Below are 17,086 nucleotides of genomic sequence, written 5' to 3'. Positions count from 1 at the left end.
TTTTCCGAGAAATGATTTTTTTGCACCCTCAGAAGGTACAATATTGCAGCAAAATAGTAATTTATCCGAGGTATACACCACCCAAAACCCCCCAAATCCGCAGATCAAGCCTGCTCAACAACTGTAAAAATATGCAAAAAAGTGCATCACCGAAAATCTTTTGCTAGTTACTAATACTACTAAAAGTCTCTATGTATGAGTGGATTTTTTCTAGGTATTCTTCTCAACATTCAAAAAACATTAGTTATACTAATGCCAACATTCCTATATAGAAATGCCCCTAGGCATAATTCCCAGAGGACAAAATTCCCAATCTTGTTACAGTCAAGTCCAAAAGATAATTTATTTGCTTTATTTCCAGCCTGAATATCCATGAATCAATCAATATTCATCGATAAACTACGCTGAATTTTCATGTAAAGTTATACCTATATTTAGCCATAGTCGTGAATTGATTGCCCATACTTATGATTGTAAAAATTATTTTCCTGATTTCAGAAAACGAAATACTTTAGATTCTCTAGGCTACGTCTTTCTACTCTTGCTAAATTAGTAGACCTTATTTCAATATGGTTGAGCTAAGTTAAAGCAGGAATAATGGTAAAAAAATTCTTTGACTAAAATCAAGTGTAATATTAGCAGAACCTGTGCCAAAACTGCCTTACGAACCCCCTGATAACAACAGTAGTGCTGCAACGGATGTCACCCCAGTTGTCGCATTAAAAGAGCTTGTGGCAAGGTTGCACCGTGAGCAAAATAAAATTCAAGACTTACTCAGTTCTTTAGGTTTTGCCCTCAGAAGCTTCAATAATTTAAATCAATTTCTAGAACTGATTCCCCTCATGGCAACTAGAGTCACAGATGCAGATGGTAGCGCATTATTTCTCTATAAACCCAATGGTCAAATCAGACTCGAACAACTCCACTGGCAAGATAGTCGCCAACGGAAAAATATTCGCAAAGCCTTAGAAATCGCCAGTAGTCAAATTACTTTTATTCCCAATACCTCATCAGTCAATAATTCGACTGGGGTGTTAGATGACCCGATGCAACGCTGTCTAGGAGCCGATATTCAAATATTTGGTACAGCAATTTTAGTTAAACATATTGAACGAGGTTGGCTATATGTTCTGAGTCGAGATGCAGAATATAGTTGGACTGAAACTAGACAAAAGCTAGTTCGATTAGTTGCTGATCAGACTGCTGTCGCCATTGAAAACGATGAATTAGCCGTTGAATTAAAGAAAAAAGAACGCTTAGATCAAGAATTAGAAATTGGTGCCGAAATTCAACGCCGACTTTTACCGCGTCAATGTCCGACAATTCCTGGAGTATCTTTAGCTGCAAGATGTAAACCAGCTAACCGGGTGGGTGGTGATTATTATGACTTTATCCCTACTAACCAAAATCAAATTCAACTTCTGAAACAGGATAACACTGAGGCAGAAAGTTGGGCTTTAGTGATTGGTGATGTTATGGGTAAAGGTGTTCCTGCTGGCTTAATTATGACCATGATGCGAGGAATGCTACGGGGTGAAGTGTTACACGGTCATCCCCCAGCCAGAATTTTACAAAATTTGAATCGGGTTATGTATGCCGATTTAGAAAATTCTAATCGTTTTGTCACCTTATTCTATTCAGAATATGACCCAAAAACACGGGTATTATCTTACAGCAATGCAGCACATAATCCTCCTCTGTGGTGGCACGCTGCCAGCAAAAAAGTCACCCGTTTGGATACTTTGGGAGTTTTGATTGGATTAGATGCTAATAGTCAATATGAAGATGACCAGGTAATTTTAGAACCTGGGGATACAATTATTTATTATACTGATGGCTTGACTGATGCTGCCTCTCCTAGCGGTTCTCGCTTCGAGGAAGAAAATTTAATGGAATCTTTGAATTTTGCTTGCTCTTCCTATCAGCATCCCCAAGAAATTTTAGAATATTTATTTGAGAAATTACAAAAATTCATCGGTGCAGATAAACAAAACACCGATGATATGACTTTAGTTGTATTACGTGCAGATTAGTGGATATCTGTCAAGATATTTTGCGCTTGAACTCTGAATTTTTGTGGGTAAAAGGCAGACCCTTGTGGCACCATATTTTTACCCTGATTTGTTAAAAAATTACCATCCACCCTTGTTTTTGGGCATCTTCTTTAGTGTAGGAAACACCGTCAATTTTGATGCCTTTATCATTTAAGAGTGTAATGATACCCCCTTGATTATCTAACTGTATTGTCTTTTGGGGGATTTGCACTTTGAGGGTTTCTCCAGGATTAATGGTTCCTTGAAGACGATATTTTTGCTTGAGTTTATCTGCTAGTGACCAGTTTGTCAGATTAATTACTTCGGGTGAGGAGTTAATTAAAATGACAGTTTCTTTACCAGAATCGTCACCGAGGGGGTTAATGGCAGCAGCGACAATTCTCATTGCAGCTGCGGTTGGTGTGACTGCGATATCATCTAGTCGATGACCTGTAGTATCGTCGGTGTGGAAGGTTTGAGATTGGAAAGCTAGGAAGATACCCACCCACTGATTACGAGAAGGGTAATGAATTATCAGTCCACCATCTTGCCATACACCATCATCTTTCTGAAATCTATCAACATTACCCTGGTTCATGTGGATGTCATGAATCCCGTTACCAGGAAGGAAGCCAAAATATTTATCTTTGACATCGTTTTCTGGTCCCCATTTTTCTCCAAAAGCGTAGATAGTTGCATCACTATTGAGCGATCGCCCAATATATAAATCAATTAATTCATTTAAGTCATTGTCTGGTCCAGGGACATTGTGAGGCAAGGGTTTCATCTGGGAAACATCAAGTAAATTGCCACGAATTAAGTCTATCGCTAGTCCACCTGGTTGCCGATTGATTTCGTGAAAACCATAATCTAATTCCACCAACCCTTTGAGAATTGGATGGTCAAATTTACTATCGATGTAATACAAAAGCTCTGAGGGACTCTCTTTAGACTTAACGTTAATCGCAATCCGGTGTTGCAGATTGTTATCACTCACCAACACTTGGTAATGGGGGGTTGGACCCTCACCGAGTTTGCGATCGACACCTCGACATTTAAGCACACCATAATTTTTTAAAGGCATTGATTTTTCCTCGATTACTGATTGTGGGAAATTATACTTACAGGCTACAACCCAAGAATTTCTGAATCTTTCAGATTTTCCTTAGCTGTAATTGATTGGGTACACCATAACCTATGTATGGATGTAGCATACTTAGATAATTTCCTCTGGGAGCAAAGTAATAAATAGTATTTAAGTAAGGAGTAATGAGTAGGTAGATTTATTTGCCAGTTACAGTTTCCTTACTGGACAACTACTATACTGTCAAGGTTAATTTGAGGAATATCTCTCCCTTGTCCCCCTTGTCTTCCTTATCCCCCTTGTCCCCCTTGTCTTCCTTATCCCCCTTATCCCCCTTGTCCCCCTTGTCTTCCTTGTCTTCCTTGTCCCCCTTGTCCCCCAATTCAAATTTGACAGACAACTACCCCGTCAATTTTATTTTGATGGATGTGGGGTATTACGGGCATCCTGCCTGCTTTCTCAAATCAGTTAGCTAGACGCTCCCATCACACATTTTTACCAGTTACAACTTCCGTGACAAACTGCTACTCTTGTTTTCCGCGATTCTTTCCCCATTTCCCCAGAGTAATATCTTCAGTTGTTCAGCATCCGTGGGAGAATTAAGAACGGTAAACGGGCTATTGCTTCCAGTAGAATCAGAAAAATGTGGAAACGAATTACAGTAATTATTTTATTAGTGCTATCCTTCAGTTGCAGTAATTCTGGCGTAGCAAATGCAGCTGCACTGAAAAGTTTTGTAGATACCAACGATGGCTATCAATTTCTCTATCCCAATGGTTGGGTACAAGTTAAAGTAGCTAATGGTCCAGATGTTGTTTTTCATGACATTATTGAAACTACAGAAAATATTTCTGTTGTGATTAGTCCAGTTCCCAAGGGAAAAACCTTAGCAGAATTGGGAACACCGGGCGAAGTCGGATATAAATTAGGTAATAATGCTCTAGCTCCTGAAGGTTCTGGAAGAAAAGCAGAACTGGTAAATGCAGAACAAAGGGAAGTGAAGGGCAAAAACTATTACCTGTTAGAGTATTTAGTCACCCTACCTAATAATAAACAACGTCACAACCTGGCTAGTGTTGCTGTTAGTCGGGGTAAATTGTTTACTTTTAATGCTTCGGTTTCTGAGCGACGCTGGCAAAAAGTCAAATCGATGCTTGAAGAGACTATTGATTCCTTTGCAGTTTACTAAAGTATCAGTGTTGGGAAATTGAGTATTACGAATTACACATCAGTAGCATGAGTATTCCAAAATTTGTTCTTGCTTCTGCTTCTCCTGCTCGTCGTCGATTGTTGCAAACTGCGGGGATTGAACCAGTAGTTTGTGTCAGTGATTTTGATGAGTCGCAAATCACACTTATTGATGCTGGGGAATTAGTGCAGGTTTTGGCACAGAAAAAAGCAGAAACTGTCTGTTCACAATTTCCTGATGATTTAATCTTGGGTTGTGATTCTGTTTTGGCAGTTAATGGTGAAATTTATGGGAAACCAGAAAATCCAGAGGAAGCAAAACAACGCTGGCAAATTATGCAAGGTCATTATGGGGACTTGTATACTGGTCATGCATTGATTGATAATCGCAAAAATCAAGTCTTAGTCAAGTGTCAAGTTACTAGGGTTTATTTTGCTCCCATGAGCGATCGCGCCATTTCTGCCTACGTTGCCACTGCTGAACCCCTAAAATGTGCCGGATGTTTTGCTCTGGAAGGGAAAGGGGGGTTATTTGTCGAAAAAATCGATGGATGCCACAGTAATGTCATTGGTTTGAGTTTGCCCCTACTGCGACAAATGTTGACGGATTTAGGGTACGATGTCACGGATTTTTGGCAGAGTTAGGTACTCAAAATTCTGAATAAGAAAAACTCCCTTGCTTTTGTATCACAAGAGAGTTCGGTGTGGTGTGAGGAGCAAACAATCATGTTTGCTTTCCGTAATTCTACCAAAATAATTCCCGTTGGTAGTGATAATCAGATAAAGTTTTTGCGATCGCCAGGGAAAAAGTCTTTTCCTACAGCATCTTTTCTAAAAACTGTTGAGCGCGATCGCTACGAGGATGATGGAAAAATTCCTTGGGGGTGCTATCTTCTGCTAGCCTACCTTGATCTAGGAACATAATCCGACTGGCGACTTCCCGCGCAAATCCCATTTCATGGGTGACGATCGCCATGGTGATTCCTGTCTGGGCTAATTCTTTCATTACCATTAAAACTTCTTTCACCATTTCTGGATCCAGAGCAGAGGTTGGCTCATCGAATAATATCATTTCTGGTTCCATTGCCAAGGCACGGGCGATCGCTACCCGTTGTTTTTGCCCTCCTGATAATTTGGCTGGAAAAACATCAGCTTTTTCGCCTAAACCCACCTTGTCTAATAATTCCATCCCTCGTTGCCAAGCTTTTTCTTTCTGCACCCCTTTGACTTTTATCGGCGCATAGGTAACATTTTGTAACACCGTCATGTGGGGAAACAGATTAAAGTGCTGAAACACCATAACTAGGTGCTGACGAATCTGGGAAATATTCACCTGGGGCTGGGTAATATCTTGGGTATTGAAGTATACTTTGCCTTTTGTCGGACGCTCTAGTAAATTCATACACCGCAGAAAAGTCGATTTACCGGAGCCGCTCGGACCAAGGATTGCTACAACTTCACCCTGATAAATTTCCGTGGAAATCTCTTTGAGCACATCCAGACTCCCGAAGGATTTACAGAGATTGTCTGTACGAATAACTACGTTGTTCATGGGTAATTGATAAGGGGAAAATAGGTGATGGTTAGATCTGGACTTTTGAGAAAAGTTTATATTTTGAGTATTTATTACTACTCACTTTTACGTAATCTTTTTTCCAAAGTTGAGGCGGTGAAAGTTAAAGCCATGACTAAAACGTAATAAATTAGTCCAGCAAATAATAACGGCTCAAAGTAAATATACTTATTTGAACCGACAATTTGGGCACTACGGAGAATTTCTACAACTCCCACGGTAGAAACCAAAGCCGAATCTTTCAATAAACCAATGGTTTCATTTACCAAAGCAGGGAGAATATTTTTCAAAGCTTGGGGCAAAATCACATCCCACATCATCAAACCATAGGGAATACCCATGGAAAGTGCGGCTTCTGCTTGCCCTTTATCTACAGCTTGGATACCTCCTCTAATGGTTTCTGACATATATGCGCCAGAATTCAAGGTAAAAGTGAATACACCAGCTTGCAAAGCGGAAATATCATACCCGGTTAACTGGGGTGTAGCGTAATAAACCAAAGCTAACTGTAAGAGCATGGGTGTACCACGAAATACCGATGTATAAGCGTTGGCAAACCACCTTAAGGGCTTGATGTCTGTGATTTTACACAATGATAGGGCTGTACCCCAGATTAAGCCCAGAACCAGGGATAACAGGGTAAACATCAAACTAACGGGAATACCCTGAAGGATAAAGGGTATATCAGGAATAATTCGGGTTAAGTCAATATTTAAGCCCTTTTTCACGGGTTGGGTGGTGGTGGGAATACTCAGAGAAAACCATTTCTTTTCCAGTTTGGTGATTTCTCCCCCATCCAGCATTTTTTGTAAGACTTGGTTGAAGGGTTTGACAAGATTAGAACCTTTGGGAAAGGCGATCGCCGAACCACCACCAGGCTCATCACTCGGTAAAATATGAAACTCTAGCTCAGGATTGGATTGGGTAAAACCATTGGCAACGGAATCTCCTAAAATCGCGGCATCAATCCGTCTAGCCTTAATTTCTTGAATCATATCCGGCGCTTTACCCAGTAGCTTTACTTGCATTCCTGGGATTTTTTCTGCCAACTTTTTAACTTTCTGCTCCTGGGTAGTTCCTAGTTGCACCCCCACCGTTTTCCCTGCCAGATTTTCCAAGCTGGTGATTTTACTGTTTTTGGCAGAAACGATTGTATTTTTACCCTCGTAATAAATCACTGAAAAATCCACATTGCTCTGCCGCTCTGGAGTCGGATTCATACTTGCCATGACAAAATCGGCACGATTCGCTTGTAGCGCTGGAATTAAACCGCTAAAGTCCGATTCCATGATTTGGAGCTTAACCCCTAGTTCCTTGGCAATGTAATTGGCAATATCGATATCAAAGCCAACAATTTTTCTTTCTCCCCCCGTTGTGTCGTAATACTCAAAGGGTGGGTAGTCAGGGGAAGTCAGCATTGTCAGGGTTTCCTTACCTACAGAGGTAGCAACTGTGGAAAGAGGAGAAAACAGGTTACTTGTTACGAAAATTAACGTAATCAGGGCTGTGAGTAAAAATCTATGACTTTTATGCATCAGTAGGAAGTAATGGTAGATGTATTTTTAGGGAATAGAGAATAGGAAATAGGCGATAGAGGATAGAGAATAAGCTTTTTCCCATCACCCATTACCCAATCATGTATTCCCCATGACGGGGGTTTTCACTAAGTATTTTTCCCTACCAAAAGGCAGGTTTTTAGTGTAACAATGCCCTTTTTAACAAAAAAAATGCCCAAATCTATATAAATTAATGGTTTCACCTGTTCACTTCTGGCTCAGACACTTTAGAATGATTCATTGAAAAGTCGAACCGATGGGAGTTGCAGCGTTTTTAAGCATAAGTACTTTCAAAGGCGATTTTGGTAAATCTCTAAACAGGGATTTAAGTAGTGATACCTTAGGGTGCATCTGTACACAATCTCAAAAATAAAACTTAAGGAGTTTGACATGAATAAAGGTGAATTAGTTGATGCAGTAGCAGAAAAGGCGAGTGTAACTAAAAAACAAGCTGATGCGGTATTAACTGCGGCTTTAGAAACAATAGTTGAAGCGGTTTCTTCTGGTGACAAGGTGACACTAGTCGGTTTTGGTTCCTTTGAATCACGGGAACGTAAAGCCCGGGAAGGGCGCAACCCCAAAACCAATGAAAAAATGGAAATTCCTGCAACTAAGGTTCCTGCCTTCTCTGCGGGTAAGCAGTTTAGAGAACGGGTAGCACCCCCAAAAGCTTAGAATCTAGTTTTTCTGGGAACTATTTTTTGATGCAGCATCCTGCACACGGTGGTAATTTAGCTTGGGCATCGGCGATCGCCGGATGTCCGAGTGAGTCGATTGTGGATTTCTCCGCCAGTATTAGCCCCCTGGGACCACCTAGTAGTGTTTTGGCGGCGATCGCTAGCCAATTGGGTAATTTACGGCACTATCCCGATCCTGACTATCGCCACCTGAAGCAGGTGCTGAGTGAGTTTCATCACCTACCAACGGAGTGGATTTTGCCGGGTAACGGTTCGGCAGAATTATTGACTTTGGCTGGTAGGGAACTAGCTACACTGCATTCCACTGTGTTAATAACTCCAGCCTTTGGCGATTACAAGCGATCGCTAGCGGCATACGACGCTAAAGTGTTGGAGTTTCCTCTGCTCAATCCTGATATCGCACCTACCCAGGAGAAACGAGGAATAGGGGAAGACAAGAATATTTGGGTATGTAATTTCCCCTCTCTGCTGTCTTCCCTTTCACCACTCGTTACCCAATCCTCAGGAATACTGCTCAATAACCCTCACAATCCTACGGGGTTTATTTGGGCACAGGACGCAATTTTGCCTTATCTAGAGAAATTTGCTTTAGTCGTAGTGGACGAAGCGTTCATGGACTTTCTAGAGCCAAATCAGCAGCAAAGCTTGATAGATGTAGTCCCAGAACATCCGAATTTGGTGATTCTGCGATCGCTAACTAAGTTTTACAGTCTGCCGGGATTGCGAATTGGTTATGCGATCGCCCATCCCGAACGTCTACAGAAATGGCAATCTTGGCGCGATCCTTGGTCAGTAAATACCTTGGCACAGGCAGCCGCGATCGCCGCCCTTGCTGATCAAGAATTTCAACAGCAAACCTGGACATGGCTCAAAACTGCTCGTGAAGAATTATTTCAAGGTCTAGCAGTAATCCCAGGTTTGTGTCCCTTACCCGGTGCAGCTAACTTTTTACTGGTGCGATCGCAACAATCAGGTTTAATAATTCAACAAAGACTGCTCAAGCATCACCAAATACTAGTTCGTGACTGCTTGAGTTTCCCTGAACTCGGAGAAAATTATTTTCGAGTCGCGGTGCGTACCTCTGGGGAAAATCAACAACTACTCACAGGATTACGTGAAATTTTAGCTCATGGATAATGGCTGATAACTCCGAGAAAATTAGAAAAAATCGCCTTTTTAAGACACCACAATCTATTACTAAAATCCATGACCTTTTTTGAATTTTGAATTGGAGCAAAGCAACTTGACTCTTGATTACGATCTTGTGATTATTGGCGGGACTTCCACAGCCCATTATGCAGCTCTGATTGCTAGTCAATCCAGAGCCAGAGTTGCTTTAATTGAACCAGAACAGCATCAAAGTTATTTTGACTATGATATTTTTCATCAAGTTATTCAAAATAGTTTATCTTTCTTAGATAAAGTCAAAGCAGATAACAATAATCAGGATTATCAGCAAACTTGGCAAGAAATCAAACTATATGTGGATGTGGCGATCGCCCAAAAAAAACACCACAGCTTACAGAAAATTTTATCCACGCCGGGAGTCGATATCATCTTTGGTAGTGGTCATTTTCAAGATGCACCAGACTTAAGCCTCAGTGTCAACCATCGTAATATCAAAGGGCGAAAATATCTCATTGCCAGTGGTTCCATACCTACATTTTCAGATATTCATATCTCTCCAGATATTCCTCAAGTTACCACATCTAATATTTGGCATTATTTGCGAGACTCCCAACTACCAAAAGATTGGGTAATTTTAGGGGGGACTCTTGATAGTATTGAAATTTCCCAAGTATTATCTCGTCTTGGTTGCCAAGTCACTTTAATTGTTAAATATGGTCAAATTCTACCTGCAATTGATGCAGAAATCTCTCGAATTCTCCAAGCACAATTAGAAGCAGAAGGAATTAGACTACTCACCAATACAGAAGTCACCCAGGTGAGAATTATTGACCAAAAAAAGTGGCTACAAGCTGGAGATAAAGCTATAGAAACCGATGAGATTGTCATTGCCACATCTCGACAAGCAAATATAGATACACTCAATTTACCTAGCGTCGGTGTCAAGTGGCATCAAAATCGTCTCTTAGTTAACGATAAATTACAAACAACCAATCCTCATATTTATGCCTGTGGAGATGTTATTGGTGGTTATAATCTGCAAAATATCGCCAACTATGAAGCAAAAATTGCTGTAGAGAATGCCTTATTTTTTCCCATAAAAAAAGTTAATTATCATCCTATTCCTTGGTCATTATCAACTCAACCCATGGTAGGACAAATTGGTTTAATAGAATTTCAGGCAAAACGTCAATATTCTGAGAAAAATATTATTATTCTGAAACAATATTTTAAAAATACCCTTTCTGCCCACATCAACGATAATATTATAGGTTTATGTAAATTAATTCTCCACCGCAACGGTGAAATTTTAGGAGCTGCGATAATTGGCAATCAAACAAGGGAATTAATTAATATCATCGCTCTGTGTATGAGCAAAGGTATTAAAATTCAAAAATTACAAGATTATGCATCCATAACAGGTATGGAAATCCTAGATAATTTGGTGCAGGAATGGCAACAGAGGAAGTTAAATAGTAATTTAATTCTAGAAGAATATTTGGATGATTTTTTCCTCTGGAGACGCAACTGGCGAATATAGAAAATCAAGTACAAGGTGAAAAATTATCTAGTCAATAGTTAGGGAATGAGATTTCATGTAATTGGGAATTGTGATAAATCTGTGGCTACCACCATTCAAAAAATTTACCCCATTTCCCAATTAAAACTTGGTTCAAAATAAGAACCTCACCGAGACATAAATTGCTGACATTAGCAATTGTAGTAACATCACAGGAATGCCGTAATGTAGAAAGGTTTTAAAAGTAATTCTGCGTCCATGTTGTTCAGCAACACCAGCTGCCACAATATTTGATGAAGCACCGATAAGAGTTCCGTTCCCTCCCAAAGTTGCACCAAACATCATCGCATAAAATAATGGTAAAACTTCTGGAGGATATTGTCCTTGAAAATCAGCAGCCAAAATTGCCTCAGGGGCTAAACCTACATTCACCACATATTGTTTGAGTAGGGGAACCATTGCCACAACTAAAGGGATATTTGGAACAACGCTGGACAAAATACCAACTAAAAAAACTAAAACCAAGGAACCAAGGAAAATATTCTTTCCTAAAGCTACTGCTAAAACTCCAGAAAGAGAATTAATTACCCCAGTTTTTTCCAAACCTCCAATTAAGACAAATATACTCATGAAAAATATCAGAGTACTCCAATCTACATCCCGTAAAATATTATTCACCGTGTCAATTTTACTGTGATGAGACAATAGTAAAGCTAAAGCTGCTCCTAATAAAGCTACTGCTGCTGGAGAGACAGGAACGGGTAAAGATTCCCCAATTACAAAGAATAGTAAAACAAAGGCAATCAGTAATCCCCCTAGAGCTAAAACACGGGGATGATTAATTTGTGGATGGGGTAAATCAGTGAGATTATCTAATTTGGTATTCCAGATTTTGCGGAATAAAAAGGGTAGAGTTAACACAACAGTTAAAACTGCGATCGCCCCTCCTAAACTCAAACGCTCTAGATAATCTGTAAAGCTAAGATTCACCGCATCCCCGACGATATAAGTAGCGGGATCTCCCACAATAGTTAATAAACCCGCACTATTAGCAACAAATACCAATAGAATTAATAAAGGCACAAAATTCACCCCGACTTCCTCAGCCATCGGTGGAATCAAAGGAGCAATCAACATTACCGTTGTTGCATTCGGTAAAACAGCACAAATTGGAGTTGTAATTGCCACAATTCCCAGTAATAACCGTTTCCCTTGACCTTTGGCTAAAATGACAATCTGGGTGGCTAAATACTCAAAGATTTTTGTCGGTTCAAAAGCACGAACTAGAACCATAACACCAAAGAATAAGCCCAAAGTACCATGACTTTTGCCGATATAACCTATTGCGTCTTGTAAAGACATAACATTGGCAAATACCAATATTAAAGCTCCCAAGAGAGTGGCGATCGTCAAATGTATCCACTCTGTCATGATTAGGAAAATGACACTCGCAAAGGTGACGACGCTTACAATAGCTTGCCAGTTTTCCATAATTTAGCCCCGAATACTCATAACGGTTCTGTTGCATATTAGAATAAAAAAACCACCTATGTATATAGGCGGCAAAAATAGAGCATGAGGAAAACTGTTTACTCCTGGATTTATTCGTCAGTCGTAAAATACTTATCCAGAAAATTCAAGGCATGATTGCGGAGTTCGTAATATGCTTTCGAGTTACGCATCTCAGCACGATTCCGAGGATGGGAGAAGGGAACTTCCAGAATTTCTCCAATTTTAGCAGCAGGACCATTAGTCATTAAGATGATGCGATCGCTCATATAAATTGCCTCATCGACATCATGGGTAATCATCATCACCGCTTGTCGATGGTTCTCCCAAATATCTAATACCTGACGCTGTAATTTACCTCTGGTTAAAGCATCTAAAGCACCAAAAGGTTCATCCATCAATAACATTTTTGGGCGAATAGCTAACGCTCTAGCAATTCCTACACGCTGTTTCATCCCCCCAGAAATCTCATCGGGATATTTATCCGCAGCCGCAGTCAAATTTACCATTGCTAGATGCTCATTTACAAGACCGACTTTCTCCGCTCTTGTCGCATTTCTGAGAACTTCATCCACTGCCAAGCGGATATTTTCTCGCACAGTTAACCAAGGCAAAAGTGAATAGTTTTGAAAAACCATCATCCTTTCTGCCCCAGGTTTGCGAATTTCTTTTCCCTCTAAATATACTGCTCCACTGGAAGCTGTTTCTAAACCAGCAACAATCTTAATTAAAGTTGATTTACCACAACCAGAATGACCAATTATCGAAATAAATTCATTCTCTCCAATTGAGAGATTGATGTCATCTAAAACGACAGATTTACTGCCATTTGACTTAGGATAAAATTTGTATAAGTTCTTAATTTCGAGAAATTCTGTATTGGGTAAATTGAGATTATGGTCGTCTTTAGGGAGAAGTGCTGACTTCATAGCTCATAACTCCTGTAATCAATGGTTAATGATTTGTAGTTATTGATAAAAACACCAAACATCATCATTTGGTGAATTTATATTTAGTTGTGTAGCCTTTCTAGAAATAAAAACACTTACAGATTAGGTTTCAGGATAAAAAGAATTTTTGCGGAGACTGAGCGCGAATCTCAAAACTTTTGAGATAGCCTATGGGGTCACTGGGATCAAAGGCTTTTTTATCTATAAATGCCTCAGCGACTTCAACTTTATAATCTTCCTTGGGACAGGAAATACCCATTTCCCCAGCAATCTCTCGATACAAATCTGTTCGCCAAGCTTTCCTGGCTAATTCCTCTGCATTTTTCGGGAATTCAGGCAATTGTCCCCAACGAGTTGCTTGTGTCATTAACCATAGGCTTTCCGATTGCCAAAGAAAGGTAGAATGGTCATTCGCTACTTTTTTGATATTTTCTGGTAAATCGTAGAAAACTGTCGTGTCTAATGATTTCACTACTCTGGAGCGATTATCAAAACCACCATAATTGTATTCACCTACAATTCCAGGACGAGTCAATTTCAGTTTGGCACCAGTGAAAGATTTATTAGTCAAAAGTTGTGCTACTTCTTCTCGATTTTCTGGTTGACTACAATATTGGCAGGCTTCAATCATTGCCTTCACCAAAGAACGATAGGTACGAGGGTATTTATCAATAAAGGATTCCATGACAGCTAATAATCTATCTGGGTGTCCTTGCCAAATTTCCCTACCTTGGGCAAAGGTAAAACCAATATTTTCATTACCAGAAATTGCCCTTGTATTCCAAGGTTCTGCTACCATGTAACCTTGCATTGCTCCAATTCGCATATTCACAACCATTTGGGGTGGAGGAATAATAATTATGCGAAATTCTTTATCTGGACGAACACCAGCCGCCGCCGCTAAATAACGAATAAAATATTCGTAAATTGCCGAACTTAGGACTACCGCCCATACCCGTTTTTCCGGAGCTAAACTATCAAAATAGCGGCGAAAATCCTGTCCAAATCTTTCTAAATCACCCTGATATTCTTGCCAAGGACGTAAACCAGACTCCCACATTGCCCGATTCATCGTCAAAGCATTACCATGGCGGTGAATTGTCATTGCTGCACACAGGGGAGCATGACGCGCTCCTTCCGCTCCGGTTCTCGCATTTGTCACCGCACCACAGACTACGGGAGAAGCGTCTAAACGTCCAAAGATGATGCCATCACGGGAAGTACCCCAACTTGCTTCTCGACTGAGAGTGACATTCAAACCATACTTACGGAAAAAACCTTTTTCCCAGGCGATCGCCAAGGGAGCGCAATCATTAACTGGTACATAGCCAATAGTCAAATCTGGTTTTTCTAAGCTCTTAGCATCAACTACAGGTTCTATTGCCAACGCTGCTGAAGATAATTTTTGGGGAGCGCGATTGGCATTAATTCCACAGGAACTTAAAGTCATACCTGCGGCAGTTGCTCCCATAGTCTGAAGAAAGACTCTTCGCTTCCAGAGATTTTTACTACTATTCATTGCTTCAACTCCACTAAATTATCTGCTCAACCGCGAAGTTGTAAGTTAAAAAGGATACACACAGGGAACAGACGGGAACACAAAATATTTCTTAACGAATTGCTAATTAGCAGATATGGGGCGATGGGTGACAAGATTTTGAATTTTGCCAACGGCGTAATCCAAAATTAATCCAGTCAAACCAATTACCAAAACAGCTAAGAACACTGAACTCAAATTCAGGCGACTCCATTCATCCCAAACAAAGAAGCCAATACCTATACCACCTGTCAACATTTCTACAGCGACAATTACCAACCAGGCAATACCTAAACTAATGCGTAATCCAGTAAAAATGTAAGGCAAACTTGCAGGCAAAATTATTTTGATGATTTGTCGCCATCGTGGCATTTCTAAGACTTTTGCCACATCTAGGTAATCCTTGGGAACACTAGATACACCTAGGGCTGTGTTGATGATAGTTGCCCATAGGGAAGTAATGAAAATTACAAATATTGCGGAAGGATCTGCCAGATTAAAGATTGCCAAAGAAATCGGCAGCCAAGCTAAGGGTGACACTGGCTTAAATATCTGAATAATTGGGTTGAGAGTTAACATCGCCACCCGAGACATCCCAATTAAAAATCCCACAGGTATGGCAACCAATGCACCCAAAGAAAAACCAATTAATACTCGTCTTAAACTCGCCAGTAATAACCAACCCAAACCTAAATCCCCTGGACCACGGCGATAGAAGGGGTGGAGAATATAGTCAAGATTGGCAATTAATGCCTCTGCTGGTGTGGGCATCAAATCGGTGAGAAAGGTTGCCACTAACCACCACAAAGCAAGTATGCCAGCAAATCCTGCTAAAGGCAGCAAGAATACATCTCGCAAAACAATCGGCTTGGCACGTTTCCATGCAGCTTGACTAGCAACTGCGGCGATCGCAGCTAAATTTAATTGCAATATCATCAGGTAACCTCGATTCATCGCAGGTACAAAATCCGAGCAGTACCAACCAGGAATACTGATGAGGTTTGCAGAAAATGCTGCCTCTTCAGTCTCCCTCAATGCCTACGAAGTTAGCTGACGGGCTAGGGCTGAGAGATGCCCCTCTTAGGAAGTAATGAGGATGCTTTTTACCTTCAACTTTCCCAAGATTCGCCCCACAGGGTGGTTCCTCCGCTCTAACGAGATTCCAAAGATTCGTTAGATTAGGCTGACTTACTCTACTTGATTAAAGAAAGTAACATATATCGCCAACAGTTGTGTATCTACCTCAGGGTAAGTATCCTTATATATAGCCAGCTTAACAAAACTTAACAATTTATCACTCAAGAAAATTCTCCCATCAGCATCAAATCACCTAAGTAATGACGTGAGAATCCATCCGTTCTTCCCCTGTGACCATTTTCGGATTGTATTCTTTAGTAGTTTTGACCGCCCGTGAAAAGAAATTTCAAAAAAATTGCAAAATTGTTGGACAAAATCCGCATTTAATGCTGAAATAGTTAAAGTGGAAATTTTAAGTTCCACCCAAAACAGTGACCCCAATCATTTGGGGGTGTGGCGGAATGGCAGACGCTACGGACTTAAGCAATTGAGCCTTACTAGAGAAATCCGGTAAGTGACCGCTCTCAAACTCAGGGAAACCTAAATCTGATTACAGACAAGGCAATCCTGAGCCAAGCCTAAAGTCAGGCAAAAAGCAAAAGGTAAACTAAACAATGTTGCCTTCTACTTTTTACCTAAATTTAGGAAGGTGCAGAGACTCGACGGGAGCTACCCTAACGTCAAGGCGAGGGTAAAGAGAGAGTCCAATTCTCAAAGCCTAAAATGTTTAACATCAGGCAGTAGCGAAAGTTACGGGAGAATGAAAATCCGTTGACCTTAAACGGTCGTGAGGGTTCAAGTCCCTCCACCCCCACTGTAAAACAAATCGTATATTAATCACAAGAGTCAGTAAATCACTCTACCTTTGGTAAACTTTTATCAAGGGGCAGTAATATTACTGACTCTCTTGTTTTGGTTGCGACTGGTGAGCATACTTGAAAATCGTTTTCTAGAATGGGAACATACCCAACTCAAACCGCAAGATTCAAACGACTAAATATGAGACTTATGGGATATTTTTTCCCACAAATCACACGTATATCCGATTTTACTTTCCATAAAGTATATTTTCATTAAGCTTTCAAGTATTTATTCCATAAGCAGAAATCCTGAACACTAAACTCGTATCACTACAGAGAAGGTTTATCAATTTTATGTAAAAAGTAGAGAGAAATTGATAAAGAGTAGATGGATACCCTTGATTACTCAAATTAAGGTGTAACAATATAAATAA

General features: G+C 40.3%; 13 protein-coding genes and 1 riboswitch. Of the genes, 6 read left to right on the top strand and 7 right to left on the bottom strand.

The genetic code is table 11. From position 1 onward, the window contains the following. Positions 1-647 precede the first annotated feature (647 nt). A complete protein-coding gene (locus tag IJ00_RS22885; protein ID WP_201782649.1) occupies positions 648-2,033 on the top strand; it encodes a PP2C family protein-serine/threonine phosphatase in 1,386 nt (461 codons plus the stop codon). A 91-nt stretch (positions 2,034-2,124) separates the two neighbouring features. On the opposite strand, the gene IJ00_RS22880 is transcribed toward IJ00_RS22885, so the two are convergent. Then, a complete protein-coding gene (locus IJ00_RS22880; RefSeq protein WP_035157091.1) occupies positions 2,125-3,117 on the bottom strand; it encodes a DUF2278 family protein in 993 nt (330 codons plus the stop codon). A 643-nt stretch (positions 3,118-3,760) separates the two neighbouring features. On the opposite strand from IJ00_RS22880, the gene psbP reads away from it, so the two are divergent. Then, positions 3,761-4,306, top strand: coding sequence for a photosystem II reaction center PsbP (psbP, locus tag IJ00_RS22875; RefSeq protein WP_035157088.1), 546 nt, complete (start codon positions 3,761-3,763; stop codon positions 4,304-4,306). Between the two features lie 47 nt (positions 4,307-4,353). After that, complete coding sequence (locus tag IJ00_RS22870) at positions 4,354-4,950, top strand: nucleoside triphosphate pyrophosphatase (protein ID WP_035157086.1); 597 nt, start codon at positions 4,354-4,356, stop codon at positions 4,948-4,950. Positions 4,951-5,122: 172 nt separating this feature from the next. Here IJ00_RS22870 and IJ00_RS22865 read toward each other — a convergent pair whose 3' ends face one another. Next, on the bottom strand, positions 5,123-5,857 hold the full coding sequence (locus IJ00_RS22865; protein WP_035157084.1) for an amino acid ABC transporter ATP-binding protein: 735 nt from the start codon (positions 5,855-5,857) through the stop codon (positions 5,123-5,125). A gap of 77 nt (positions 5,858-5,934) precedes the next feature. Then, entirely contained in the window at positions 5,935-7,413 is a 1,479-nt protein-coding gene (locus IJ00_RS22860) for an ABC transporter substrate-binding protein/permease (protein ID WP_035157083.1), read from the bottom strand. A gap of 411 nt (positions 7,414-7,824) precedes the next feature. Here IJ00_RS22860 and IJ00_RS22855 point away from each other — a divergent pair, with 411 nt between their 5' ends. The 3 genes from IJ00_RS22855 (at position 7,825) to IJ00_RS22845 (ending at position 10,800) form a co-directional block, all read left to right on the top strand. After that, positions 7,825-8,109, top strand: coding sequence for an HU family DNA-binding protein (locus IJ00_RS22855; protein WP_035157082.1), 285 nt, complete (start codon positions 7,825-7,827; stop codon positions 8,107-8,109). 29 nt (positions 8,110-8,138) lie between these two features. Beyond that, positions 8,139-9,269: a threonine-phosphate decarboxylase CobD gene (gene cobD, locus IJ00_RS22850; RefSeq protein WP_035157080.1), complete on the top strand. Its 1,131-nt coding sequence runs from the start codon at positions 8,139-8,141 to the stop codon at positions 9,267-9,269. 106 nt (positions 9,270-9,375) lie between these two features. Then, positions 9,376-10,800: an NAD(P)/FAD-dependent oxidoreductase gene (locus IJ00_RS22845; RefSeq protein WP_035159501.1), complete on the top strand. Its 1,425-nt coding sequence runs from the start codon at positions 9,376-9,378 to the stop codon at positions 10,798-10,800. A 132-nt stretch (positions 10,801-10,932) separates the two neighbouring features. On the opposite strand, the gene IJ00_RS22840 is transcribed toward IJ00_RS22845, so the two are convergent. From IJ00_RS22840 to ntrB, 4 genes are all read right to left on the bottom strand, one after another. Beyond that, the gene (locus tag IJ00_RS22840; RefSeq protein WP_035157078.1) at positions 10,933-12,270 is read right to left on the bottom strand and encodes an SLC13 family permease; all 1,338 of its coding nucleotides are present in this window, start codon (positions 12,268-12,270) and stop codon (positions 10,933-10,935) included. 110 nt (positions 12,271-12,380) lie between these two features. After that, positions 12,381-13,217: an ABC transporter ATP-binding protein gene (locus IJ00_RS22835; RefSeq protein WP_035157076.1), complete on the bottom strand. Its 837-nt coding sequence runs from the start codon at positions 13,215-13,217 to the stop codon at positions 12,381-12,383. Positions 13,218-13,347: 130 nt separating this feature from the next. Next, positions 13,348-14,757: a CmpA/NrtA family ABC transporter substrate-binding protein gene (locus tag IJ00_RS22830; protein WP_035157074.1), complete on the bottom strand. Its 1,410-nt coding sequence runs from the start codon at positions 14,755-14,757 to the stop codon at positions 13,348-13,350. Between the two features lie 102 nt (positions 14,758-14,859). Beyond that, a complete protein-coding gene (ntrB, locus tag IJ00_RS22825; protein ID WP_035159500.1) occupies positions 14,860-15,711 on the bottom strand; it encodes a nitrate ABC transporter permease in 852 nt (283 codons plus the stop codon). 85 nt (positions 15,712-15,796) lie between these two features. Further along, positions 15,797-15,970: riboswitch (cyclic di-AMP (ydaO/yuaA leader) on the bottom strand. Positions 15,971-17,086: the final 1,116 nt, after the last annotated feature.

The organism is Calothrix sp. 336/3 (assembly GCF_000734895.2).
Lineage (GTDB): Bacteria > Cyanobacteriota > Cyanobacteriia > Cyanobacteriales > Nostocaceae > 336-3.
This window is presented reverse-complemented; position numbering and strand designations above follow the sequence as displayed.